The sequence below is a fragment of the Paenibacillus sp. FSL K6-0108 genome, assembly GCF_045040695.1.
Lineage (GTDB): Bacteria > Bacillota > Bacilli > Paenibacillales > Paenibacillaceae > Paenibacillus > Paenibacillus pabuli_B.
On record NZ_CP150288.1, the window covers coordinates 2,670,148 to 2,695,749 of the forward strand.

Sequence of the window (25,602 nt, forward strand, 5' to 3'; positions counted from 1 at the left end):
AGGTGAACGCATTGGCGAAGGCAAGCAGTCAAGGTCTGACTGGAAGACAAAAAGCAGCAATTTTGTTGATTACATTAGGTCCGGAAGTATCCGCACAAATCTTCAAACATTTGCGTGATGAAGAGATTGAGCAACTGACACTGGAAATTGCCAATGTCCGCAAAGTGGATGCTTCTGAGAAAGATATGATTATGGCTGAGTTTCACCAGATCTGTCTGGCACAGGAGTATATCTCTCAGGGTGGTATTACGTACGCGAGAGAGATTCTGGAGAAAGCGCTCGGGTCGCAAAAAGCACTTGAAGTTATTAATCGTTTGACCGCGACACTGCAAGTTAGACCATTTGACTTTGCACGTAAAGCGGACCCAAATCAAATATTGAACTTTATTCAGAACGAAAGCCCACAAACGATCGCTCTTGTATTATCGTATCTGCAATTTGAGCAGGCGGCAGCCATCTTGTCTTCGTTACCACAAGAAAAGCAAGCAGATGTAGCACGTAGAGTGGCAGTTATGGACAGTACTTCTCCAGAGGTCATTTCTCAGGTAGAGCGCGTGCTTGAACAGAAACTGTCATCTACTGTTACGCAGGACTATACAAATGCGGGTGGTATTGAGTCCATCGTTCAGATCTTGAACGGCGTCGACCGTGGTACGGAACGTACCATTCTCGATTCACTGGAGATTCAAGATCCGGAACTGGCAGAAGAAATCAAAAAACGCATGTTTGTATTCGAAGATATTGTCAATGTGGATGATCGTTCCATTCAGCGCATTATCCGGGATATCGACAACGCAGATTTGCAGTTGGCGCTCAAAGTGGCAAGCGAAGAAGTACGGGATGCTGTATTCCGGAATATGTCGAAACGGATGTCCGAGACATTCAAGGAAGAAATGGAATTCATGGGACCCGTTCGGTTGCGTGATGTTGAGGAAGCTCAGACCCGTATCGTAGGAACAATCCGTAGATTGGAAGAAGCTGGTGAGATCATTATCGCTCGCGGTGGAGGAGATGATATCATTGTCTAATTTGATTAAATCTTTCCAGTATGTACCAGTCGATGACCACAAACGACTTGAAAATCATCATCATTATGGTGGACCTGAGTCTGATGCCGAGTTGGATGGTGAACGTGCTGAAGGTTCCGAAGCTGAGATGCTGCAGGCACGCGTAGACGAAGAAACACAACGTCTTACCGCGGAGATGCTGGAGGATGCCAAGGAGTTTGCAGAAAAGCAGGTACGTGAAGCTTCGGAGGAAGCGGAGCGATTGCTTCAAGAAGCCCGTGAACAGATTGATAGCTGGTGGCAGGAGCAGCGTCAGCAGGACGAACATCTGACTGAAGCACTTCGTTCACAAGGTTTTCAGCAGGGTTTTGAAGAAGGCAAAGTACAGGCTGAACTGGATCTCCAGGTAAAGATCGAAGAGATGATGAAGGAAGCCCGTGAGGTGCTTGAAGAAGCTTATGTTGCCAAAGATCAGATTATTCAGGAAGCAGAGCCTTTCCTTGTGGATCTCGCCTGTGGAATTGCTGAGAAGGTAATTGACAAACAACTTTCGGTTGAACCGGAACATACGCTTGAACTGATTCGTCAGAATTTGTCTCGCAAACGAGAACAGGGCATGATCACCTTATGTGTGGCACCTGATCAATTCTCTTTTGTGCAGGCTGCACGTGAAGAGTTGGCTATGGCGATTGATTCTCAGGCAGAATTGCAAATTTTGCCTGATGCTACGGTGAAAGACAAGGGATGTGTTATACGCTCGTCGTTTGGAAGCGTAGATGCCAGAATTGATACTCAGCTCGCTGAAATTAAAAAAGAACTGATCCGCATAGCACTTGAGGATGAGGGGCGAAAAAATCAACATGAAGATTCTTAGCTCACAGCGATACATGGAACATCTTAAGCATTTTGATCCCGTTCGCGTTAACGGTAAGGTCACCCAAGTTATTGGCCTTATGGTTGAGTCTGAAGGTCCGGATGCAAGCATCGGTGATGTATGTTACATCTACCCCGGGAAATCTGCCAAGCCACTTCAGGCTGAGGTTGTCGGGTTTCGGGATAACAAAGTATTGCTCATGCCACTCGGTGAACTGCAATCCATTGGTCCTGGATGTGATGTAGTCGGAACGGGTAAACCACTTGGGGTTCAGGTTGGATCAGAATTGCTTGGTAAGGTGTTAGATGGATTGGGGCAACCTCTTGACGGTTCTTTGTTACCCTCCAGAATGCCAATGTACTCCACATCCAATACGCCAGTGAATCCGATGGACCGTCCACGTGTACTCGAAACGATGGGTGTAGGTGTAAGAGCCATTGACGGTCTGTTGACGGTTGGTAAAGGACAGAGGGTCGGCATATTTGCCGGATCCGGTGTTGGTAAAAGTACACTGATGGGTATGATTGCCCGCAATACAGCGGCAGACGTCAATGTCATTGCTTTGGTAGGGGAGCGGGGCCGTGAGGTTCGTGACTTTATAGAACGGGATCTGGGTCCGGAAGGACTGGAACGATCCGTCGTGATCGTCGCTACTTCTGATCAACCTGCTCTGATTCGAATCAAAGGCGCGGTCATCGCAACTACGATTGCGGAGTATTTCAGAGACAGAGGCATGAATGTCATGTTGATGATGGACTCCGTTACACGTTATGCCATGGCACAGAGGGAAGTGGGACTTGCCGTGGGAGAACCTCCTGCGATGAGAGGATACACTCCTTCTGTTTTTGCAAGTTTACCCAAGCTGCTTGAGCGAGCGGGGACTGGACCCACAGGTTCAATTACGGCGTTTTACACCGTTCTTGTCGACGGGGATGATATGAACGAACCGATTGCAGATGCGGTGAGAGGTATATTGGATGGTCATATTGTACTGAATCGTTCCATTGCAAACAAAGGTCATTTCCCTGCCATTGACGTGCTTGCGAGCATTAGTCGGGTTATGAAGGATATTGCTCCTGAAGAGCAGCTGGAAGCCGTTAATAATATGAAGAGACTGATGGCAGTGTACAAGGAATCTGAGGATTTAATCAACATTGGGGCCTATCAAAGAGGTTCAAATGCTGCCATTGATGAATCGATTGACCAGATTGATAGCATCTGGAATTTTACAAGGCAGAAAGTCGATGAAAAAGTAACGCTGGAAGAAGTGCAGGAACGTTTGATTCTTGAATTTGCAAGGAGATGAATGGGTAAACGATGAAATTTCGATATCATTTCCAGAAGGTTGTTGACCTGAAAAGCAATGAAAAAACACAAGCGGAGTGGATGTTATCCACAGCGATCGGGAAACTTCAGACGGAGGAAGAGCATCTTTTACAACTATTGAATGATAAAAAGGAATTAATTGATGTCATTCAATCCGCTACGGAAAGTACGGCTTCCGTATCCAGCTTGCAGGAGATGCAGCGGTATGTCCATCACCTTGACGAGTGTATTTCACGCAAAAGTAGTGATGTCAGACATGCTGAGGTCAATGTGCAACGGAATCAGACGTTTCTAAACGGCAAAATGATGGACGAAAAAGTATGGCTTGGGGCGAGAGACAAGGCCAAAATCAAATTTCAGCAGGAGATGCTCCTCCGGGAACAGAACGATCTGGACGAGATGGCTACTGTACGCTTCGCTGCCAAAGCCGGACGCGCGAATTGATGTGGCCGGACGCGAAGTTGTCTCGTGAAGGAGGAAAGAACAATGGCTGTTAAAGACACAGATATGGAAAAAGAGTCGAGCGGTGGTTGGGAAAAGTTTCTGATGATCTCAATCCCAATCGTGTTCACTGTGGTTTTGTTGGGGGTTTTGCTCACTCTGTTTAATGTAGATATTCGCAACAACCTGCTTGAAGTAGCTAACAAAATACCAGTTGTGAAGAACTGGGTCCCTGATCCTGTGCTAGACCCGGAGAAAAAGGAACTGGAGAAGAGCGAGCAACAGGTTGAAAGTGCAGAAGCGACAATAGAAAAGCTTAAGGCACAGGTAAATGCAAAAGAAACTGAGCTCAAGGCAGCGCAGGAAGCCACAACGACTGAGGCCAAAAAAGCAACTGATCTGCAAAAAAAATTGGATGATGCGGAAAAAGCGGCTGAAATCGCTGCGCAGAATCCGGAGACCGAGTCTGATTATCAGAAACAAATTAAAGACTTGGCGAAAATGTATGCGGACATGAGTCCAAGTAAAGCCGCGCCGATTTTGCAGAATATGACGAATGAAGAGATGGTGTTGCTTCTGAGTTCGATGCAATCGGCTGCACGAACCAAAGTGTTAGAGAAGATGGACCCAAAAACAGCGGCTGATGTCACGATGATGATGAAAGATGCGAAACCATCCGGTGATCTAGCGCTGGATGCACTGCAATCTCGCTTAAAGAAAGAGACTGCAACAACATCAACGGCTTCTACAACTAACTCCAAAAATTTGGATAAAAATCAGCTTAGTCAAACGTTTGCTTCCATGTCCGCCTCTAGTGGAGCCAAGCTGTTGCTCGAAACATACAAGCTGAGTCCGGACAAAACCTTGACCATTTTGAATTCTGTCGACGATGCTACGCGATCTCAATTGCTTGAAAATATGTCGACTGAAAATTCGGTTGAAACTGCAAAAATCCTAAATAAATTAATGGGTAACAAGTAGGATTTGTATCGTCTGTTTACTACGGAGAGGAGGTGAAAACAAATGTCGATTGTATATCAAATGACATCCACATCATCCGCAAAGACAACAGGAGCAACTCAAACGGCTGGAACTGGATCCAAAGGTGCAACTGCTGGAAGCGGTGATTTTTTGCAAACTCTCGCTCAATCTTTAAATGGTGGTGCAACGGCGGACAGCAGCTCGGCTGCAGCAGCGAGCTTAACAGCGAATCCGCTGATGTTTACCTTTGCAGCTGGTGAAGATGGGGAACAAACATCGATCACCGATATCTTAAGTTCGTTGTTCGCAGATCTGGATTCGCTAGATGAAGCTTTGGAAAATGATCCGTCACTACTTGCGGATTTACAAAGTCTGATTCAGCAGATGTACGCTCAATTAGATGCTAATCCTGGTATTCAAGCCGAAGGTTCTGATGAACTTACAAGTGAAGCGGGGAATGCAGCATCAGCAATTGATCTGGCGGAACATCCAGCAGCAGTGCGCTTTGTATTACAGGATGTGCTCACACAGTTAATTGCGGGTATGAATGATTCGGATAGTTCAGTTGTAAAAAATGCTCCAGAATTCAAGCACCTGCTTCAATCTCTCCAAAGTCAGCTGCAAGATGCTGGCGTGGAGATCAGTCATAACAAAGGATGGACTGAACTTAAATCCATTCTGGATACATTAGCGATGGCAAAAGATCAGGTGGTGCAAGCGGCACCAAGCAATCCCGTTCAAACGTCCAAGCAAGACTCAGTGTCACCACAAGTTCTTGTTGCGGCAGCTTCAAATCCTGGAACTAAAGTTTCAGTAGAAACAGACGCAACACCTTCTACAAATGAAGTAGGAGAAGTGAACCATTCAACTATCATTACGGCAGGAGAGTTGTCTTTACGTTCATCAGGGATATCAGCAGGCAAACCAGCTGAACCTGTCATGCAAGCGTCCCAGTTTGCTAAAGAAATGACTCAGTTTGTTGTGAACAAGTTGGATATTGTGCAGCAAAAGGGGTTATCGGAGGCGACTATCTCACTACGCCCAGAGCACCTCGGTAAACTGGATGTGCAGATAACGTTGCAAAACGGACAACTTGTTGCACGATTTATGACCGAGCATACGATGGCGAAAGACATGCTGGAACAGCAAATGATGCAACTACGTAGCTCACTTCAAGCTCAAGGTATTCAAGTGGAACGACTTGAGGTGACTCAGAACAGTTCTCTGGGATCACAAATGTACCAGGATGGTGGACGCCAGCCAGGAAGCAATTCTCAGCAACAGCGACGCTCACGGGAACGTGAAGAACAATCGGATGATGCTGTAACTACAGCAACTCTTCAGGAAGAATTGCGCAACTGGCGCAGTGAGCATGAGGAAGGAAGCGACTTGCGCAGAGACACGTTTACAGCAGAGGCTTAATCGGAAATGAGGTGAAAATATGGCTAATGAAGTGATTTCAACCAATAATACATGGCCTAACTATTCGGCAGCGAATAAAGCTACAACAAGCGCTGCAACAAAGGAACTGGGTAAGGATCAGTTTCTTAAAATATTGATCACTCAGCTGCAAAATCAGGATCCGATGCAGCCAATGGAAGATAAGGAATTTATCGCACAGATGGCTCAGTTCAGCTCGGTAGAACAATTGGTAAATATCTCATCACAGCTCAAAACTTTGAATCAGTCTCTTGGGACAGTGTCTGGTATGATTGGCCGCGAGATCAGTTGGCTTTCTTCTAATAAAGAGGATAACGGAACCCTCCGCCAAGGTATCGTGGATTCCATCATCGTACGAGATGGTGTTCAGTATGCAAAAGTAGGCAATGACGAAATTAAACTGGATGAAATTATTCAGGTAACCAATCCAACACAGGCTGAAGAAAATGAAACTCCAGTTCAGAACGCTGCAGATTCAGCTGTAGCGAATGAAAGCCAGCAACCAGAAGCATCAGCACAGCCTGAAGACAACGGAAACACGTTATGAGTGACCGCATAACAGTAGGCCAACTGTACACAGGTCCAATTACACCCAATTTGCATAATCGCTCCAAAGCGGGAGAAGCATCCACTGTACCTGAGCGCCCTTTTGCACAGGTATTGGAAGACAACCTCCTGAAATTGAGTAATCATGCTGCCAAAAGGTTGGAGCAGCGCGGTATTGAACTCAAAACTGAGCAGATGCAGCAAATTGGAACTGCTCTGGATAAGGCTGCTGCCAAAGGAGCCAAGGAATCCTTGATTTTGATGAAAGATATGGCTCTTATCGTTAATGTCAAAAATCGTACTGTCGTTACAGCCATGGATAGTGAAAGCATGAAGGATAATGTATTCACCCAGATTGACAGTGCTGTAATCATTTCTTAACCGGCTGGCCCTTCTCGGGAGCCGGAATGCCGCTGACCGACTGACGCGGTAACCAAATTAAGGCTGGGAGGATTTATAAAAAATGTTGAAATCAATGTACTCAGGCGTTTCCGGGATGCGGGGTTTTCAAACGAAACTTGATGTAATCGGTAATAATATTGCGAACGTAAATACGGTTGGTTTTAAAGGCAGCCGTGTCATGTTCAAAGATATTATGAGCCAAACCACTGCTGGTGTTACTGCACCGACGGATACTCCAACAGGTGGTGTAAACGCGAAGCAAATCGGTTTGGGTGTATCTGTAGGATCTATTGACACATTGCATCTTGCCGGAAGTCCTATGACAACAAACAATCCAACAGATTTGCGTATTAATGGAGATGGCTTCTTTCTGGTTGCGATGTCGGCGGATCAGGAAGTTCCATTCCTAACTCGTGCTGGGGATTTTCACGTAGATGCGGATCGTAATCTGGTTACCTCTGACGGTCTCTTTGTTTTGGACAGTGAAGGTGCACCAATCACAATTGCTGATGATGTCGTTTCCTTTACAATCGGCCAAAACGGTATGATTAACCAGACAATGGCTGACGGAACAATCGAAGGTGAAACTCAACTGGGTATCGGGAAAGTTGTCAACCCTGAAGGTCTGGAAAAAATAGGGGGGAACCTCTATCGCATGACGGCAAATGCCAATCCTGATGGTGCACTTGATCCTTTAACAGCAAATGATGCCGAGAATGGTACGGGTTCTATTATTGCAGGACAACTTGAAATGTCCAACGTGGATCTGACAGGTGAATTTACAGAGATGATCGTAGCTCAGCGGGGCTTCCAGGCGAACTCACGTATTATTACAACGTCCGATGAAGTGCTTCAGGAAGTTGTTAACCTGAAACGATAAAATTGATTAGCAATTTTTAATGCGTGGGGGAGCTAGCTCCTCCACTCTGATTGAGGAGGCTTAGCATGATTTCGGTTACGCGGTTAAACGGTTCTCCCATGTGGTTAAATGCGCTGATGGTTGAAATTGTGGAAGAAACACCAGACACGTATATTACGCTGGTAACCGGAAAGAGACTTATTGTGCTTGAGAAGGCTGATGAGGTTATTTCCAAAATTAAAGATTACAACCGTGAAATCGGGGTTCAGGCAGCCACTATTAAAGTGCAGCAAACGGAGGAGTCCTGATGAAAAAGATGTTGCCTTGGCTTGCAACAAGCTTGCTAGCTATAACACTCATTGTGGTGGTTGTGTTTGTATTTATGCAAGGACAGAACGGGAATAAGAATGATACACATACGGCAGCCGCAGCTGCAGAGAAGAAGATGACTGCGGATGAGATTGTTGAGGTGTCCTCAGAGCTTGGAGAAATTAAAACGAATTTGGCTGATATAGACCATGTCGTCGTTGTAAGTTTTTCTTTCAAATTATCCGACAAAAAGGCTAAAGAAGATTTTGAGAAAATCAAGGAAATCACGGTGAAGCCTATTATCATCCAGACTTTTGCGGATACCAAGTCTGATGAGCTGGCTACAGCGAAAGGTCGCATTCAATTTAATAAAAAATTGACCGAGCTTATTAATGAAGCTTTACCGGAAGGTAAGCTGGCCAGCACTAGCTTTTCTGCTTTTGTGATGGCGCCAATGTAATGAACAGGACACGCTGTAAATCTGTAAGGGGGTGAGAACATGGTGGATGTATTATCACAAAATGAGATTGACGCCCTATTAGCTGCCCTTTCCTCTGGTGAGATGGATGCTGAGGAATTGAAAAAGGAAGAAACTCAAAAGAAAATTAGATCGTACGATTTTAAGCGGGCGGTTCGTTTTTCCAAAGATCATATTCGAAGCTTGACCCGTATACACGAAAACTTTGCACGCTTTCTCACCACTTATTTTTCAGCCCAACTGCGGACGTTCGTTCAGATCAATGTCGTTCAGGTCGAACAGTTGCCTTATGACGAGTTTATCCGTTCTATTCCGAAGATGACGATATTGAACATATTCGAGGCGGAGCCATTACAGGGACGGATGGTGATGGAGGTTCACCCCAACGTGGGTTATGCAATGCTGGATCGTCTGCTTGGCGGAACAGGAAATGCACCGACAAAGATCGCATCGATGACGGAAATTGAGACGACGATTATGGAGCGGATTTTCAGCCGTGCGTTTGAGAGTTTGCAGGAAGCATGGAAGACTGTGTTGGATATTTCTCCAAGGATGGAAGCGCTGGAGACCAATCCGCAATTTATGCAGATTGTTTCCCCCAATGAGACCATTGCATTGATCTCACTGAGTACCAAAATCGGCGACACCACAGGCATGATCAATTTGTGTATCCCGCATGTCGTTCTTGAACCTATTATGTCTCGGTTGTCGACTCATCAGTGGTTTGTTTCGGAGAAAAAGACTAGAGCACCGGAAGAATATGATGCTCTCAAAGAGCGTGTGAACAAAGCCAAATTGCCCGTTGTTGCAGAGTTGGGGGAGTCCAGAATTTCGATTGCTGAATTTTTGGGTCTTTCGGTTGGCGATGTCATTACGTTGAACAAACCCGTTGATGAGGGACTATCCATTAAAGTTGGAGATAGGCTGAAGTATATGGGGAGCCCGGGAACGATCAAGGATCGTGTGGCTGTGCAAATAGACAAGATTGTCACCGAAGGAGTTGAAGAATTTGACGAGTAAGGATTATTTATCCCAAGAAGAAATCGATGCTTTGCTCAGACAATCGGAATCGATGAATAGTTCGGAACCGGCTGAGAAAACAGTTGATGATTTTTTGACCGATCTGGAGCAGGATGCCTTGGGGGAGATTGGCAACATTACATTTGGTAGTGCGGCGACAGCTTTGTCCACACTATTAGGCCTAAAAGTAGATATTACAACACCTAAGGTGTCCATCATCAGTCGTTCACAGTTTGATGAAGCATTTCCCAAGCCTCATGTCGCAGTCCATGTGAATTATGTAGATGGATTTGAAGGGATCAACTCGCTAGTCATCAAGAAACGTGATGCTCAAGTCATAGCTGATCTGATGCTTGGCGGCGAAGGAAATCCGGCTGACGAAGAACTGAATGAAATCCATATCAGTGCAGTACAGGAAGCGATGAATCAGATGATGGGTTCGTCCGCTACTTCCATGTCCACAATCTTTAACCGTTTCGTGAATATTTCTCCTCCGGGAATTGATATTCTCAATATGGAAAGTGGTGAAGGAGTCAGCAATCTTCCAGAAGATGAGACATTAATCCAGGTATCGTTCCGTTTGTTGATTGGCGATCTGATCGATTCTAATCTTATGCAGCTGCTTCCAGTACATTTTGCAAAAGAAATGGTGGAGATGTTGATTGGAGGAGCCCAGGAGTCTACTGCTAATTCGCCAGTGGCATCTACACCTGAGCCAGCACCGGCACCAGTACCGGTTGCCCCTGAGCAACCTCCGATTCAGCAACAGATGCCACCACAGGCGCAGCAGCCGCCTGTTCAAGATTATAATGGCTATGGACAGGCTCCGATGGGAATGCCGCAAGGAATGCCGCCACAGCAGCCTTATGGTATGCCTCCGCAGCAACCGTATGGTGTACCGCAGCATTACGGCGGTGTGCCGAATAGGAATGTAAACGTACAACCGGTTCAATTCGCCAATTTGCAAAATGGGGCGTTTGGCCAGGTAGACGAAAACAATTTGAATTTATTGATGGACATTCCCCTTAAAGTCACCGTAGAATTAGGAAGGACCCAAAAGCAAATTAAGGATATTTTAGAACTGTCACAAGGTTCAATTGTCGAGCTGGACAAACTGGCCGGTGAACCTGTTGATATTTTGGTGAATAACAAGTTGATTGCCAAAGGTGAGGTTGTCGTAATCGACGAAAACTTCGGTGTTCGTGTTATAGATATCGTAAGCCAATGGGACCGAATTCAGAAATTACAATAAGCACAATTTAGGGAGGACTTGAATCAAGATGGCAAACCGAATTTTAGTCGTGGACGACGCTGCATTTATGAGAATGATGATCCGGGACATTTTGTCCAAAAACGGATACGAGGTCGTTGGCGAAGCACAGGATGGATCACAAGCAATTGAGAAGTTTAAGGAGCTTCGTCCTGATCTGATCACAATGGATATTACCATGCCTGAGATGGATGGTATTGCAGCATTGAAAGAAATCAAAAAAATTGATGCCAATGCAAAAGTGATTATGTGCTCTGCGATGGGGCAACAAGCAATGGTTATTGATGCAATCCAGGCTGGAGCCAAAGATTTCATCGTGAAGCCGTTCCAATCTGATCGTGTTATCGAAGCAATCAGCAAAACGCTGGGCGTTTAAGAGACATGATGATGGCTCAGGATAAGATTCCGGATGAAGTGGGCGCAGGAGTCAATTATTATTTTCAGCTTGTATGGGTGATTGTTGTCCTGGCCGTCATTCTGGTTCTTATAGTCTATCTGATTCGTTTTCTAAACAAACGGAATCAGCGATGGTTCCGGAACGGCACAATTCGTATTTTGGGTGGGGTCGGACTGGGACCGAACAAGTCGCTGCAAATTATAGAAATTGGCGGTAGCGTTTATCTGCTCGGTGTGGGTGATGACATACAGCTGGTGGATAAGGTTTCGGATCTTGAAGAGGCACAGCAAATCATTGATTCATTTGAACGGGATGCTTCAGCACAACAGGGAAGCCTTTCGCCTCTTATTGCAAAGCTGGCAGCCCGCTTGCGCAAAGATGAACCGCCGCGGGAAATGGAACTGGAGGATACAACCTCTTTTCACGAACTGTTTGAATCTAAGCTTCGGCAGATGCCTAACCGTAAAGAGAAGATGGAGAAGGTCCTGGAAGAAGACAATACTACAGATCGGTCGAGGGATTCATGAAGAAAAAGATTTGGTTAGCGTGTTTTTTCATAGGACTCATCAGTCTGGCCTCCGTCACAGTTGCTTTTGCAGAACCAATTCCGAATATTGATATTCAAATTGGCAGCGGAGATGGGAGCACACCAAGTACGAGTTCACTGTCCATTATTCTATTGATCACAGTACTTAGTATAGCACCGGCTTTGCTAGTACTGATGACCAGTTTTACCCGGATTGTTATCGTTCTCGGTTTTGTGCGGACATCCTTGGGTACGCAACAAATGCCACCCAATCAGGTGCTGGTTGGTTTGGCACTTTTTCTGACACTATTTATCATGTCACCAACGTTGTCATCCATCAATCAGGTAGCGCTTCAGCCCTATCTCAAGGGAGACATTACTCAAACCGAGGCGCTGGAAAAAGCTGCGGATCCCATGAAGAAGTTTATGTTTTCACACACTAGGGAGAAAGACCTATTACTGTTCATGAAGTACAACCAAACCGAAAAACCCAGCACATACCAGGATATTCCGATTACTGTGATGGTGCCGGCATATGCAATCAGTGAGTTAAAGACAGCATTCCAGATGGGGTTCATGATCTTTATTCCTTTCCTCGTAATAGACATTGTAGTTGCGAGTACACTCATGGCTATGGGGATGATGATGCTTCCACCTGTCATGATCTCGTTACCTTTCAAAATACTGCTATTTGTACTTGTTGATGGCTGGTATCTGGTCGTGAAGTCACTGTTGCTGAGTTTTAACACTTGAGCCGGAATATTAAAGGAGGACGGTCATGACTTCGGAGTTTATTATCGGTCTGGCCGGGAAAGCGGTCTATACTTCACTGCTGGCCAGCGCACCCATGCTTATTCTAGCTCTGGTTGTAGGACTCATTATCAGTGTATTTCAGGCAACAACTCAAATTCAGGAGCAAACCCTCGCCTTTGTACCTAAAATCATTGCCGTACTTCTGGCAGTGCTGTTGTTTGGGCCCTGGATATTGAATATACTGGTCGATTTCACGTATAACATTCTCGATAATTTATACAGATATATAGGGTAGGCTGTTGCAGATGGAGACATTGTTGCAAAGTTTTCCTGTCGCTCTGCTTATGTTTTGTCGAATAGCATCATTTTTTGTAACTGCGCCGGTCTTTTCGGCTCGGAATGTGCCGAATTCTCTTAAAATTGGTTTATCGGCATTTGTAACCTTGACGGTATATATGGTATACGGCATAAATCAGGTTGTACCTACGGATCTAAGTTATATTCTGTTGATCATCCGAGAAATATTGATTGGCTTACTCTTAGGCTTTGTTGCTTACCTGTTAATGACGGCTGTACAGACAGCCGGAACCTTTATTGATCTTCAGATCGGTTTTGGTATGGCCAACGTATATGATCCGATGACAGGTGCTTCCGCACCACTTACTGGTAACTTCAAGTATGCCTTTGCTGTATTGCTCTTTCTAACCATGAACGGACATCATTATCTGCTTGATGCGATCGTGTACAGTTATCGATGGATACCGTTGTCGAATGTATTTTTTCTACGATTGGCAGATGGAAGTATAGCCGAATTTTTGGTTCGTACATTAGGGCAATCATTTATGTTGGCTTTTCAGATGTCTGCACCCATTGTAGTTGCTCTGTTTTTGACGGACGTGGGATTGGGATTTTTGGCAAAGACGGCTCCTCAATTTAACGTGTTTGCCGTCGGAATGCCGCTTAAGGTACTCGTTGGGCTTGCTATTTTGCTTTTGCTGGTTCCCAGTTTTGCCTTTGTGTTTAGTCAATTGTTCGAAGTGATGTTCAGATCCATGGAAAAATTGCTTGGGACCATTGGACAAAGGCCGGGCTGAGTGAAACGGAGGACAAGATTCGAATGAAATATCAACTCGACCTCCAGATGTTCGCAGGGGAGAAAACAGAGAAGGCTACCCCGAAAAAAAGGCAGGATACGCGAAAAAAAGGACAGGTTGTCAAAAGTATGGAGCTGTCCGGCGCATCCATCCTCCTATTCTCCTTTTTGATCATGATGATGTTTAGTAACTTTTACAAAGAACGTATGGTTCGACTGTTTACAGACATTTTCATTAATCGGCTGAGTATGGAGGTCACAGGGGAGAACGTCGTAGCCTTATTGATGCGTTATGGCATCGAGGTGATGTTATTGCTTGCTCCTGTGTTGCTCGGTGCAGTACTGATTGCGTTAATCGTCAATTACATGCAGGTTGGTTTCCTGCTTGTAGGAGAGGGATTAAAGCCGAAACTGGAAAAGTTGAATCCGATTAAAGGGTTCAAAAACATTTTTTCTCTTCGTTCTTTGGTGGAGTTTGCTAAATCCATAATGAAAATGTCGATTATCGGCTTTCTGGTCTACAGCACCATCACAGGTTATCAGTCAGATATTGCTTCACTTTCTCATTTTTCGTTGGATGCGATTCTGCATTTTGCTGCTTCGATCACCCTAAACTTGGGAATCAAGATTGCAGTAGCCCTGTTAGTACTTGCTGTACTCGACTATATGTACCAGAAGTATGATTATGAGAAAAACATTCGGATGTCCAAACAAGACATCAAGGACGAATACAAAAAAATGGAAGGTGACCCACTGATTAAGGGGAAAATCAGGGAGCGTCAGCGTCGTATGGCTGTTCAGCGCATGATGCAGGAAGTTCCCAAAGCGGATGTGATCATCACCAACCCGACTCACTTTGCTGTTGCGCTAAAGTATGAGGGTTCCGAGATGGAAGCGCCGCAGATTATAGCCAAAGGTCAGGATTATGTCGCCTTGCGCATTAAGGAAATTGCCAAAGAGCACGGTGTCATTACAATGGAAAACAAGCCGCTGGCACGGGCATTGTTCCAGAGAGCCGAGATTGGTGACGCCATACCGGCTGATTTGTTTCAAGCGGTAGCCGAAGTGCTGGCTTATGTATATAAATTAAAGGGCAGAACGAAATAACAGGGGATCGGAGGCCGTACATCCATTGAAAACAAAAGATATAGCTGTCCTTGCGGGTATCATCGGCATCGTGTTGATGATGATTCTCCCGATCCCAACCTGGTTGTTGGACATGTTGCTTGTCATCAACATCTCACTTGCACTTATGATACTGCTTGTTGCAATGAACAGCAAAGAAGCACTGCAATTTTCCATCTTTCCTGCATTGTTGCTGATCACCACGTTGTTTCGATTAGCACTCAACATATCGACAACGAAACTGATTCTGGGACAAGGAAACGCAGGATCTGTTGTAGCCACCTTTGGTAGCTGGATAGCCGGTGGTCAGATTGCCATTGGATTTATTGTGTTTCTTATTCTCGTCGTTGTTCAATTCATCGTTATTACGAAGGGATCGGAGCGTGTAGCTGAAGTCGCAGCACGATTCACCCTCGATGCGATGCCTGGTAAACAGATGAGTATCGACGCGGACTTGAATGCTGGTCTGATCAACGAACAACAGGCACGTGAACGTCGTTCCAAAATTGAACGTGAAGCGGACTTTTACGGAGCCATGGATGGAGCCAGTAAGTTTGTAAAAGGGGACGCTATTGCGAGTATCATTATTCTCCTAATCAATCTAATTGGCGGATTCATCATCGGAATGACAGTACATGGCCTTGCTTTTGCCGATGCGCTGTCCACCTATTCCGTGTTGACGATCGGGGATGGACTGGTAAGTCAGATTCCTGCACTCCTGATATCTACAGCAGCAGGCCTTATTGTAACAAGAGCATCATCGGAAGGGAATTTGGCCGATGACATTACGGGGCAATTGTTTACATACCCGACGCTCCTTTACATTGTAGCTTTTGTAATAGCAATGCTCGGGTTTTTCACTCCGATCCATGTTATTACAACGTTGCCTCTTGCAGGTTTGCTTGCTTTTTCGGGTTGGAGGATGCAGAACAATCTGAATCAGAAGCAAGTGGCCGAGGAGCAAATGGAAGAGGAGCAGCAGATCGAAGAAGTGAGAAGTCCAGAGAGTGTAATCAATCTTCTTCAGGTGGACCCTATCGAGTTTGAATTTGGATACGGTTTGATCCCTCTTGCTGATAACCAGCAGGGCGGAGATTTATTGGATCGGATCATTATGATTCGGAGGCAATGTGCACTTGAACTGGGGTTAGTCGTCCCGGTTATCCGGATTCGGGACAATATTCAGTTAAGACCGAATGAATATGTCATCAAAATTAAGGGTAATGTTGTTGGCGGCGGAGAATTGCTGTTGAATCATTATCTGGCTATGAGTCCGGGTTACGATGAAGAATCTGTTACAGGGATCGAAACGACAGAACCGGCTTTTGGACTTCCAGCGTTATGGATTGATGAAGTAACCAAAGACAGAGCTGAACTTGCTGGATATACAGTTGTAGATCCTCCTTCGGTTGTAGCGACACATCTGACCGAATTGATTAAGAAACATGCGCATGAGTTACTGGGCAGACAAGAAACGAAAGCGCTTGTGGATAATCTTAGAGAGAATTATGCTGCGCTCGTGGATGAACTTATCCCATCCGTTTTGTCTATCGGAGATATACAGAAAGTGCTCGCCAAGTTGTTGCGTGAGAAAGTATCCATTCGTGATATGGTTACAATTTTCGAGACATTGGCGGACTACGGAACGTATACCAAAGACCCTGATGTACTGACGGAATATGTGAGACAATCTCTCTCACGTCAGATTACTCAACAGTTCTCCCAAAAAGGAGAGACACTTAGAGTAATCACTGTTGGACCTGGTCTCGAGAAGAAGATTGCCGAGAGTGTACAGCAATCCGATCAAGGCAGCTACCTTGCATTGGATCCGGCTTCAACACAAAGCGTATATCAAAAATTAACTGAACAAGTCAATCGATTGATTCAGTCGGGCCAGCAGCCTGTCGTATTAACTTCTCCAACCATTCGTATGTATCTGCGTCAGGTGATCGAACGTACCATGCAGGATATACCAGTGCTTTCCTATAGCGAGCTGGAGCCGAATGTTGAAATTCAAAGTGTCGGGGTGGTGAACTTATGAGAGTAAAACAATACGTCGTTGAAACCATGCCCGAAGCTATGCTTCAAATTCGCAAAGACCTGGGAAGTGATGCCGTCATTCTGTCCACCAAGGAAATTAAGGTGGGCGGTGTGCTGGGGATGTTCCGTAAGAAAAGAATCGAAGTTGTAGCAGCAGTGGATAAGGAAGAACAAAAACAAGCAACAAAGCAAGCGAAAAGCCAATTTACACCCGTACCTCGTTCATTTGTTCCTGAAGCATATCGACAAACGGCCCGTTCGTTTGTCTCCGCTTCTGACGAATCGGCTGTAAGTGCTGCTGAAAAAAATGTACATGAGAAAAGTACGGATCCCATAGCTGTGTCTGAATCGAGTAAACTCGGTTCAGACATGAGCAAAGGCAGGTCTTCTTTGAGTATTGAGCATAAACCGCGACCGCAAGGGGCGGATTTTTCGGGTTTAACATCTGCCAGTGAACAACAGGAGCGGGTGATCGATCCGCAACAAGACCAGCTGATGTCTGAACTGCAGGAGCTCAAACTGATGATGACCAAGTTGTCCAAGCAAGGAGCCTCGGCAGACCCCTTACCAGAGGAGCTTCATTCTCTTCGAGAAAGGTTGATGGAGCAAGATATTTGGCCAGAAGTATGGGAATCTTGGTTTGACAATGTTCAGATGGCGAACTCAGATAAAGAAATGAATGAAGCTGAAACAGCTCAAGCAGTTCAATTGGAAATAGCCCATTTTTTGGAGAAACGTATCGACGCGGGCATTTTGCCAACCACAAGCATTGTATATGTAGCCGGGCCCACAGGCGTTGGTAAAACAACGACCATTGCCAAGCTGGCTGCTGAACAGATGTTCAACAAACAGCGAAAGGTGGGGTTCATCACTTCGGATACTTATCGGATCTCAGCGGTAGAACAGCTTAGAACGTACGCATCCATTTTAAATGTACCGCTAGAGGTTGTACAATCCCCAGGTGATACACAACGTGCGATCTCCCGTCTTGAGGATTGTGATCTGATCTTCATGGATACAGCCGGAAGAAACTACAGAAATGAGTTGCTTGTTTCAGAACTGCAAAGTTTACTCGCACCTGTGGAAAATAGTGAAACTTTTTTGGTTTTGAGCATGACCTCTAAAAGTAGCGATATGGTTCAAATTACGGAGCATTTCAGCAAGTATGGGCTGGATAAGGTCATTTTTACGAAGTTGGATGAGACCGGAAGTTTTGGCCCCATGTTTAACCTGCTGCATCGTTTTCCACTCAAGCTTGCTTACGTGGCTAACGGGCAAAATGTGCCAGATGATTTACTTAAACCTGATGCGAATTCTCTGACCAAACAATTGTTAGGAGAGCTTGTACGATGAAGGATCAGGCAGCCTCACTCAGAAGTATGGTCTCCATGCCTAACGAAGTGGAGGAAAGAGGAAGTAATTCACGTTCCTCCAAAATTATAACCGTTGCCAGTGGAAAGGGAGGGGTTGGCAAGTCCAACTTCACGCTTAACTTTGCACTGAGCTTACAGGCAATGGGACAAAAGGTATTGGTGTTTGATGCAGATATAGGTATGGCTAATATCGATGTCCTAATGGGGACCTCATCTCTCTATAATCTGTACCATCTGTTATACCGACAGAAATCCATACAGGAAATCATACAGCTTGGTGCAAGCGGGTTGCCTTATATCGCCGGAGGTTCGGGGATGAAAGAATTATTCTCTTTGTCAGATCGAGATCTGGAGTTTTTTGCTGCACAAGTTGAGGAGATTGCACAGGAGATGGACTATGTCATTTTTGATACAGGGGCAGGGCTTTCCAGAGAAAACATGAAATTTATCGGTGCAGCCGATGAATGCCTGATCATCACCACACCTGAACCGACTTCAATAACAGACGCTTATGCATTAGTTAAAGTTATGCATGGTCAGGAAAATGCCACACCCTTTCGGATGATCGTTAACCGGGTTGAAGACCAGCAAGAGGCAGAACGGGTGGCGGATAAAATAGCTGGAGTGGCAAAGAGATTTTTACAGATCGATATCCCGCTGCTTGGATATATTTCCGAAGATGCCCAGGTTGTCAAGGCCGTTAAAAGGCAAGTCCCATACAGCCTGGCATTTCCAAATGCAAAAGCTTCAAGGGATATACAGAAACTCGCACATCACTATTTGGCTGCACCTGCTGCTCCGGGATCCGAGACCTTGACAGGAATCAGAGGATTTATGAAAAAGTGGCTGAAGCGGACAACATGATTTCTGAATAAAGGAAACAGGGGTGGAAACAACATGGCGGTGTATCAAGTAATGGTTGTCGATGATTCCGCTTTTATGCGTAAAATTGTTTCAGATTTAATTGAGGCAGATTCGGAGTTTAAGGTTACGGCAACAGCATCAAATGGTAAGGAAGCTATTCAAAAAGCAATTGATTTGAAGCCCGATGTCATCACTATGGACGTCGAGATGCCTGAAATGAATGGGTTGGACGCATTAAAATCGATCATGAAGCAGTCCTTCGTTCCGGTGATAATGCTCTCGGGTATCAATGAACAAGGCATGAAGGAGACCATCATGGCGCTCGAAGCAGGTGCGTTTGACTTCATTCGTAAGCCATCGATTGTGCATGATCAGGATATTGCCCAAGTAGGTAAAGCACTGGTTGAGCGGATGCGAGCAGCAATGGATGAAATCAAACGAAAAGCCGATCGTGAAGCGTCGATGAAGAAACGGGATGAAGCACAGAGCAAACTGCTGCAACAATCCCAACGAGTTCAGGTTGATTCCCCTTTGCAAGACCGCAAAGGTGCTTTGAAGAAAACAATAGAACCTTCCCAATCAGGAATGCGACATGGCAGCGGACAAGTTGAATCCTTTAGAGAAAAACCGAAGCAGCCTACTGTTCCGCAGACGAAGCAGAATATGGGACGCTTGGACAAAACGTTGGAGTCTTTGCGAGATGCAAATAAAGCCTCTACTAGCACTGACAAATTAGCAAAACCAAACAAGCCAACCCAGAATTCCAAAGAAAACCGGTTGTCCAATATATCTCGATTGGCAGAACAGGAGACAGCTACAGCATCAGCTGAGCCATCCAGAGATATTGCCAGGGAAATAACGTCTCATAAGGGAGCGGACGGATCATTTAACAAACTTGTGGCTATTGGTTGTTCAACTGGAGGGCCGAGAGCTCTCAAGACTTTGTTGGAGCAATTGCCAGGTGATTTACCTGCTCCAGTCATTATTGTACAGCATATGCCGCCCAACTTTACCCGCTCCCTTGCCCAGCGATTGAATACGTTCAGTGAACTGCATGTGGTTGAAGCTGAGGAAGGCATGGTTCTACGAAAAGGAACGGCCTACATTGCTCCTGGTAGCTTTCATGTCAAAGTCAACAAAACTGCCGATGGAAAGTTCACTATAAAGCTGACAGAGGAAGATCCAGTCAATGGACACAGGCCTTCAGTAGATACGATGTTTGAGTCGCTGCTGCCGTATACGTCATTGCAACGGCATCTGGTTTTGCTGACAGGGATGGGCAGTGATGGTGCTCGTATGATGAAAAAATTGTATGAAGCAGGTGTCACATCAACCTTTGCAGAGAATGAAGAAACTTGTGTTGTGTATGGTATGCCGCGTTCTGCTGTAGAGCTGCAATGCGTGCGTCATCTTCTGCCCTTGCAGGAGATTGCGCCTAAACTTGTTCAAGCTGTGAAATAAACGGAGTGTAACTCATGGAGGAGGTGCCTCACAATGGACATGAATCAATATTTATCTATGTTTATTGATGAGTCTAATGATCATCTGCAGTCCCTTAACGAAAATATGCTTCAATTAGAAGGCAGTCCGGAGGATCTGGGAATTGTTCAGGTCATATTCCGTTCTGCTCATACGTTGAAGGGTATGGCTGCTACAATGGGTTTTGAGGATTTGGCATCATTGACGCACAAAATGGAAAATGTGCTGGATCTGGTGCGCAACGAAAAGTTGAAAATGCAGGATTTCATTTTTGATACCCTGTTCAAAAGTTTGGATGCTTTGGAGAATATGGTCCAGGATATTACCGGAGGTGGAGAAGGTAAAGCGGATGTCTCCTCCATCGTAGCTTCTCTCCAAGCCATTGAGAGTGGTGAATGGACGGGAGGTACTGCTCCCGCAGCCGCAGTAAGTCCATCCCCAAGTACAGTAACACCAAGTGCGGTTGAACTGGACGAATTCCAGTATTCCGTATTGGATCAGTCCATAGCTGAAGGTCACCGCGTGCTTTATATTGAAGTTCTTGTCAGCGAGCAAAGCCAGCTGAAGGGTGTACGTGCATATATGGTCTTCGATCTGCTGGAACGCTCGGGTGAAATTGTTAAATCGTTCCCAACCGTTCAGGATATCGAACAAGAGAAGTTTGAGCGCAGTTTTTCGTTGTATTACATAACGACCAAAGAGGCGCAGGAACTTGAAAAAGGCATTATGAGCATCTCTGAAATTGAAAGTGCCAAGGTCATTCAGCTGGATCAAGAGACTCTCCAGCAAATGACCAATCAGGCAGCAGCCACAGCTGAAGTAGAAGTTGTACCTGTTCCTGCTCCAGTAGATGCACCATCGACATCAAATTCTTTATCGAAAGAAGAACCAAAGAAACCGGCAGCCACCAAAACAGCTGCACCTAAACAAGCTGCTGCACCTTCACGTACCATCCGAGTGGATATTGAACGTTTAGATGTACTAATGAATTTGTTCAGCGAGTTATTGATCGATCGTTCGCGTCTGGAACAGTTGGCCAGTGAGACGGGCAATAATGATTTGTCCGATACGGTAGCTCATCTAAGCAGAGTCAGCACAGATTTGCAAAATATTGTACTGAAGCTGCGGATGGTTCCTGTAGATACAGTGTTTAACCGTTTCCCACGTATGATTCGTGACCTGGCTAAAACACTTGACAAAAAGATCGACCTGGTCATTTCAGGTGCCGAAACTGAACTTGATCGGACAGTAATCGATGAGATTGGCGATCCACTGGTGCATTTATTGCGTAACGCTGTTGACCATGGGGTTGAATCAATCGCAGAGCGTGTGGCAGCAGGAAAACCAGAAATGGGAACCGTTAACCTTCGCGCTTTCCATAGCGGAAACCATGTATTCATTGAAATTGAAGATGATGGAAAAGGCATTTATCGCGATAATCTTTTGAAAACAGCGATTAAGCGCGGAGTTGTCACCGAAGAACAAGGTGCCAAAATGAGCGATGATGAAGTCAACCAGCTGTTGTTTGCACCAGGCTTCAGTACCGCTGATAAAATCTCGGATATCTCCGGCCGTGGAGTAGGCTTGGATGTTGTGAAATCCAAAATCACTTCACTTGGTGGCAATGTTACGATTCATTCGACACCGGGGAAAGGCACCAACTTCTCTGTTCAATTACCATTGACACTGTCCATCATCGCTGCGATGCTTGTCCGACTTGGATCCGAGAAGTATGCTGTTCCGTTGTCTTCCATTGTGGAGACAGCCATTGTACAGCGTGAACAGGTTCGCAACATTCATGGCAATAAAATGATCACGTTCCGAGAGTCCTTGGTTCCGTACCTTTCATTAAGCGAAGTTTTCGGAGTACCTGACTTCAATGATGCGGACGAACAGGAAACGGAAATTGTGGTCATCCGTAAAGGGGAGCGTCTTGCAGCTATCGCTGTTGAAGAATTTATTGGACAGAGTGAAATTGTTCTTAAATCGATGGGTACTTATCTTCCTGCCATTGAAGGGATCTCCGGTGCAACGATTCTGGGAGACGGACAAGTAGCTCTGATTCTTGACCCTAATGCATTTATTAAATAAGCACTCAAACTAAGTCTTACATTTAATAGGGAGGTTTTTTTCATGGAAGAAGAGTTGAAAGTCATTGTCTTTAAATTAGGATCCGAAGAGTATGGCATTGAGGTTGACAAGGTTCAAACCATTGAACGTATGATGCCAATTACCCGTGTTCCCAAGACATTCTCTTTTGTAAAAGGAGTTATTAACTTACGTGGTGTCGTTATTCCCGTTATCGATCTGCGCGGTCGCTTCTCTTTGCCGGAAACAGAATACACGGATCAAACACGTATTGTCATTGTAGGTGTGGATGACATGCAAGTAGGGTTTATCGTTGACTCCGCCAATGATGTTATTGATATTAAGCGTGATGCTATCGATAGTCCGCCTGAAGTGGTTGGTGGGGTTAAGGCAAGATATTTGCGCGGTGTAGCCAAGCTGGAGGATGCACGGTTGTTGATTATGCTTAACCTGAACGAAGTATTAAATAAAAGCGAGATTGTACAGCTGGAAAGTATTGAGGGCTAACACCGTGGAACTGTTCAACCGATTTGAGGGACTCCAAATGGATGTGCTCAAAGAGGTCGGTAACATTGGAGCAGGCAACGCCGCAACGGCGTTGTCTCAGCTCCTTAATAGACCGATTGACATGGGCGTTCCTACAGTACAGATGCTTCCTTTTGAAGAAGTTGCTGAAAAAGTGGGTGGAGATGAACGTATCGTTGTTACCGTATTTCTTCGTGTTGAAGGCGAAGCGCCAGGTAATCTGTTCTTTATGATGGCACCTGAAGCTGCCAAAATGCTGCTGAACCGTCTTGCTGGCTTTGACCTGAAGGAAGGTCTTGCATTCACGGAAATGGAACAATCGGCTCTATCCGAAATCGGTAATATTTTGGCAGGCTCATACCTTTCCTCTTTGGCAGATTTTACAAAGCTATCTATGTATCCAACCGTTCCTGGACTTGCTATTGATATGGCAGGAGCCATTTTGAGTTATGGTCTGTTGCAGTTTGGTGAAATGGGTGATGATGCATTATTGATTGACACGTCTTTCTTTGAAGGTGAAGATCAGGTAGAGGGTCAATTTTTCCTGATTCCGGATCCGCCGTCATTTGCAAAGATATTTGAATCTTTAGGGGTGCCACTGGATCATGATTGAGGACAAAAGCGTCGTTAAAGTCGGTATGGCGGATTTGAACATTGCTCATCTACCCGGCGTAATCCGTACGACTGGCTTGGGCTCTTGTGTGGGATTAACAATGTATGATCCGCATTTGAAGCTTGCCGGAATGGCGCATGTCATGCTCCCCACTTCAGAGATTGCTCGTGAAGGAAGTTTGAACAAAGCCAAATATGCAGACACGGCATTGCCCGAATTGTTACAAAGAATGATACAACTGGGTGCTTCTCGTTCACGTATTGTATCCAAAATGGCTGGAGGCTCTCAAATGTTTGCCTTTTCGGGGGCAGGGGATACGATGCGTATCGGACCAAGGAATGCGGATTCTTGTAGAGAATGGTTAGATAAGCTTGGAATTCCACTTCTTGCCGAAGATACAGGCGGGAATTATGGAAGAACGATTGAAATGGATTGTGAAACTGGACTCTTGACTATTCGAAGTGTCCAAATGGGTGTAAAGGAACTATAAGACTATGATGGGAAACTACCGCATTAATCTTGGAGCAGGCATAGTCGGATTTATTCTGACTTTTTTTGTAGCTTACAGCAGCAATGTGTTGATGACCAGTTTAATTCGCGGGTTGATCGGCTTTGCAGCCTGGTTTGTCCTTGCTTATGGTTTGCGCTGGGGACTGGGATTGCTGCTGAACCCTCAAACACAGAGGAATGGGTATGGTTACGATTCACCGGATGCTCAAGAACTAAGAGGTTCACAGGTGGACATTAAACTCGAAGATGATGGGCAAGAGCTGAACGACTTGCTCAAACCTGGACAGAATGTCTCCTCCGGGGAGAATTTGCCACCATCTGAGACGAAAGCTCCAACGGGATTTGCCCCTTTGGATCCGCCTAAACTTGTCCGGACCAAGGATCCGGAGGAGTTGGCGCAGGCCGTTCGTCACCTGACAGACAAATAAGGAGGGTGAAAGCAATTGAACGAGCGTAAAGCTTCGCATTTGAACCACGCTGACTTGTGGGAAAAGTGGAAAGAACAGGGCGATCTGGAAGCTAAGAAAAGTTTAATCGAAAAGTATCTTCACATTGTAAACTATGTATCCGGGCGTTTGGCTGTCGGTCTACCCAAAAATGTCCCGAAAGATGACCTGGAGAGCAATGGAGTCATGGGTTTGATTGATGCGTTGGAGAAATTTGACTATGAACGTGGTTTGCAATTTGAAACGTACGCATCCTGGCGGGTGCGTGGTGCAATCCTTGATGGGTTGCGTCAGGGAGATTGGGTTCCTCGTTCCGTGCGGGAGAAAGCCAAGCGGATCGAAGATGCTTACCAGCAGTTAGAGCAGACATATTTACGCTCTGTTAGTGATGAAGAAATGAGTCAGTATCTCGACGTGTCTACGAAAGATTTTCAGCATATGCTTCAGGAAGTGGCAGTTATGTCACTTTGCTCGCTAGAAGACCCGATCCGGGAAGAAGAGTCGGAGACTCGTCTTTCATTAATGGTTGACGAAAAAGCCAAAAATCCGGATTATAAAGTCAATGAGTTCTACTTAAAAGATGCTCTGGTGCAAGGCCTGGAAAAATTAACGGTCAAAGAAAGAACGGTTGTTTCACTCTTATATTATGAAGACCTGTCTCTTAGTGAAATTGCTGAGGTAATGTCTCTTTCTCCGTCACGCATCTCGCAGTTACACTCAAAGGCTATTTTGAGGTTACGTGGAACACTGGATAAACAGAAAGACTTACTTATGCGTAAAGATTAATATATAAATATGGAGTTTAGACATTTGGATA

At 45.3% G+C, this 25,602-nt stretch carries 29 protein-coding genes; all 29 read left to right on the top strand.

From position 1 onward, the window contains the following. Positions 1 to 2: 2 nt before the first annotated feature. Complete coding sequence (gene fliG / locus MHB49_RS12320) at positions 3 to 1,028, top strand: flagellar motor switch protein FliG (RefSeq protein ID WP_405156299.1); 1,026 nt, start codon at positions 3 to 5, stop codon at positions 1,026 to 1,028. Further along, on the top strand, positions 1,021 to 1,881 hold the full coding sequence (locus MHB49_RS12325; RefSeq protein WP_247902158.1) for a FliH/SctL family protein: 861 nt from the start codon (positions 1,021 to 1,023) through the stop codon (positions 1,879 to 1,881). Before fliG ends, MHB49_RS12325 begins: the two co-directional genes overlap by 8 nt. Then, positions 1,868 to 3,187 carry a flagellar protein export ATPase FliI gene (gene fliI / locus MHB49_RS12330; RefSeq protein ID WP_247902159.1) on the top strand — a complete coding sequence of 440 codons (1,320 nt, stop codon included), beginning with the start codon at positions 1,868 to 1,870 and terminating at the stop codon, positions 3,185 to 3,187. Before MHB49_RS12325 ends, fliI begins: the two co-directional genes overlap by 14 nt. An 11-nt stretch (positions 3,188 to 3,198) precedes the next feature. Next, a complete protein-coding gene (fliJ, locus tag MHB49_RS12335; protein WP_072732398.1) occupies positions 3,199 to 3,651 on the top strand; it encodes a flagellar export protein FliJ in 453 nt (150 codons plus the stop codon). Between the two features lie 42 nt (positions 3,652 to 3,693). Next, positions 3,694 to 4,629 carry a MotE family protein gene (locus MHB49_RS12340; protein ID WP_405156300.1) on the top strand — a complete coding sequence of 312 codons (936 nt, stop codon included), beginning with the start codon at positions 3,694 to 3,696 and terminating at the stop codon, positions 4,627 to 4,629. A 42-nt stretch (positions 4,630 to 4,671) separates the two neighbouring features. Then, positions 4,672 to 6,051: a flagellar hook-length control protein FliK gene (locus MHB49_RS12345; protein ID WP_405156301.1), complete on the top strand. Its 1,380-nt coding sequence runs from the start codon at positions 4,672 to 4,674 to the stop codon at positions 6,049 to 6,051. Positions 6,052 to 6,070: 19 nt separating this feature from the next. Further along, complete coding sequence (locus MHB49_RS12350; RefSeq protein WP_405156302.1) at positions 6,071 to 6,616, top strand: flagellar hook capping FlgD N-terminal domain-containing protein; 546 nt, start codon at positions 6,071 to 6,073, stop codon at positions 6,614 to 6,616. Continuing rightward, complete coding sequence (locus MHB49_RS12355) at positions 6,613 to 6,996, top strand: TIGR02530 family flagellar biosynthesis protein (RefSeq protein WP_405156303.1); 384 nt, start codon at positions 6,613 to 6,615, stop codon at positions 6,994 to 6,996. Before MHB49_RS12350 ends, MHB49_RS12355 begins: the two co-directional genes overlap by 4 nt. Before the next feature lie 82 nt (positions 6,997 to 7,078). Further along, a complete protein-coding gene (flgG, locus tag MHB49_RS12360) occupies positions 7,079 to 7,897 on the top strand; it encodes a flagellar basal body rod protein FlgG (protein ID WP_405156304.1) in 819 nt (272 codons plus the stop codon). Between the two features lie 65 nt (positions 7,898 to 7,962). Beyond that, positions 7,963 to 8,184: a flagellar FlbD family protein gene (locus MHB49_RS12365; protein WP_024630220.1), complete on the top strand. Its 222-nt coding sequence runs from the start codon at positions 7,963 to 7,965 to the stop codon at positions 8,182 to 8,184. Next, a complete protein-coding gene (locus MHB49_RS12370) occupies positions 8,184 to 8,645 on the top strand; it encodes a flagellar basal body-associated FliL family protein (protein WP_405156305.1) in 462 nt (153 codons plus the stop codon). The genes MHB49_RS12365 and MHB49_RS12370 overlap by 1 nt, the downstream gene beginning before the upstream one ends. A 39-nt stretch (positions 8,646 to 8,684) precedes the next feature. Beyond that, complete coding sequence (fliM, locus tag MHB49_RS12375; RefSeq protein ID WP_024630222.1) at positions 8,685 to 9,683, top strand: flagellar motor switch protein FliM; 999 nt, start codon at positions 8,685 to 8,687, stop codon at positions 9,681 to 9,683. Next, entirely contained in the window at positions 9,673 to 10,935 is a 1,263-nt protein-coding gene (fliY, locus tag MHB49_RS12380; protein ID WP_405156306.1) for a flagellar motor switch phosphatase FliY, read from the top strand. The genes fliM and fliY overlap by 11 nt, the downstream gene beginning before the upstream one ends. A gap of 28 nt (positions 10,936 to 10,963) precedes the next feature. After that, the gene (locus MHB49_RS12385) at positions 10,964 to 11,329 is read left to right on the top strand and encodes a response regulator (protein ID WP_017689175.1); all 366 of its coding nucleotides are present in this window, start codon (positions 10,964 to 10,966) and stop codon (positions 11,327 to 11,329) included. Positions 11,330 to 11,340: 11 nt separating this feature from the next. Continuing rightward, positions 11,341 to 11,877: a flagellar biosynthetic protein FliO gene (locus MHB49_RS12390; RefSeq protein WP_405157116.1), complete on the top strand. Its 537-nt coding sequence runs from the start codon at positions 11,341 to 11,343 to the stop codon at positions 11,875 to 11,877. Next, complete coding sequence (fliP, locus tag MHB49_RS12395) at positions 11,874 to 12,629, top strand: flagellar type III secretion system pore protein FliP (protein WP_247902166.1); 756 nt, start codon at positions 11,874 to 11,876, stop codon at positions 12,627 to 12,629. The genes MHB49_RS12390 and fliP overlap by 4 nt, the downstream gene beginning before the upstream one ends. A 25-nt stretch (positions 12,630 to 12,654) precedes the next feature. Next, a complete protein-coding gene (gene fliQ / locus MHB49_RS12400; RefSeq protein WP_024630226.1) occupies positions 12,655 to 12,924 on the top strand; it encodes a flagellar biosynthesis protein FliQ in 270 nt (89 codons plus the stop codon). A gap of 10 nt (positions 12,925 to 12,934) precedes the next feature. After that, positions 12,935 to 13,723, top strand: a complete 789-nt coding sequence (fliR, locus tag MHB49_RS12405) for a flagellar biosynthetic protein FliR (protein ID WP_247902167.1) — start codon at positions 12,935 to 12,937, stop codon at positions 13,721 to 13,723. Between the two features lie 23 nt (positions 13,724 to 13,746). Then, positions 13,747 to 14,829, top strand: a complete 1,083-nt coding sequence (gene flhB, locus MHB49_RS12410) for a flagellar biosynthesis protein FlhB (protein WP_247902168.1) — start codon at positions 13,747 to 13,749, stop codon at positions 14,827 to 14,829. A gap of 25 nt (positions 14,830 to 14,854) precedes the next feature. Further along, positions 14,855 to 16,888 (top strand): flagellar biosynthesis protein FlhA, encoded by a 2,034-nt coding sequence (gene flhA, locus MHB49_RS12415; RefSeq protein WP_247902169.1) that lies wholly within the window; start codon positions 14,855 to 14,857, stop codon positions 16,886 to 16,888. Further along, positions 16,885 to 18,240 (top strand): flagellar biosynthesis protein FlhF, encoded by a 1,356-nt coding sequence (flhF, locus tag MHB49_RS12420; RefSeq protein ID WP_405156307.1) that lies wholly within the window; start codon positions 16,885 to 16,887, stop codon positions 18,238 to 18,240. The genes flhA and flhF overlap by 4 nt, the downstream gene beginning before the upstream one ends. Further along, the gene (locus tag MHB49_RS12425; protein WP_405156308.1) at positions 18,237 to 19,124 is read left to right on the top strand and encodes a MinD/ParA family protein; all 888 of its coding nucleotides are present in this window, start codon (positions 18,237 to 18,239) and stop codon (positions 19,122 to 19,124) included. The genes flhF and MHB49_RS12425 overlap by 4 nt, the downstream gene beginning before the upstream one ends. Before the next feature lie 33 nt (positions 19,125 to 19,157). Continuing rightward, positions 19,158 to 20,585 carry a chemotaxis response regulator protein-glutamate methylesterase gene (locus MHB49_RS12430; RefSeq protein WP_405156309.1) on the top strand — a complete coding sequence of 476 codons (1,428 nt, stop codon included), beginning with the start codon at positions 19,158 to 19,160 and terminating at the stop codon, positions 20,583 to 20,585. A gap of 33 nt (positions 20,586 to 20,618) precedes the next feature. Further along, positions 20,619 to 22,694: a chemotaxis protein CheW gene (locus MHB49_RS12435; protein WP_405156310.1), complete on the top strand. Its 2,076-nt coding sequence runs from the start codon at positions 20,619 to 20,621 to the stop codon at positions 22,692 to 22,694. 42 nt (positions 22,695 to 22,736) lie between these two features. Next, positions 22,737 to 23,198, top strand: coding sequence for a chemotaxis protein CheW (locus tag MHB49_RS12440; protein WP_053783811.1), 462 nt, complete (start codon positions 22,737 to 22,739; stop codon positions 23,196 to 23,198). A 37-nt stretch (positions 23,199 to 23,235) separates the two neighbouring features. Next, positions 23,236 to 23,829 (top strand): chemotaxis protein CheC, encoded by a 594-nt coding sequence (locus MHB49_RS12445; protein WP_090807429.1) that lies wholly within the window; start codon positions 23,236 to 23,238, stop codon positions 23,827 to 23,829. After that, positions 23,822 to 24,319, top strand: coding sequence for a chemotaxis protein CheD (locus MHB49_RS12450; RefSeq protein ID WP_247902174.1), 498 nt, complete (start codon positions 23,822 to 23,824; stop codon positions 24,317 to 24,319). Before MHB49_RS12445 ends, MHB49_RS12450 begins: the two co-directional genes overlap by 8 nt. A gap of 4 nt (positions 24,320 to 24,323) precedes the next feature. Further along, positions 24,324 to 24,767, top strand: a complete 444-nt coding sequence (locus MHB49_RS12455; protein WP_247902175.1) for a hypothetical protein — start codon at positions 24,324 to 24,326, stop codon at positions 24,765 to 24,767. A gap of 15 nt (positions 24,768 to 24,782) precedes the next feature. Then, a complete protein-coding gene (locus MHB49_RS12460; protein ID WP_247902176.1) occupies positions 24,783 to 25,571 on the top strand; it encodes a FliA/WhiG family RNA polymerase sigma factor in 789 nt (262 codons plus the stop codon). Positions 25,572 to 25,602: the final 31 nt, after the last annotated feature.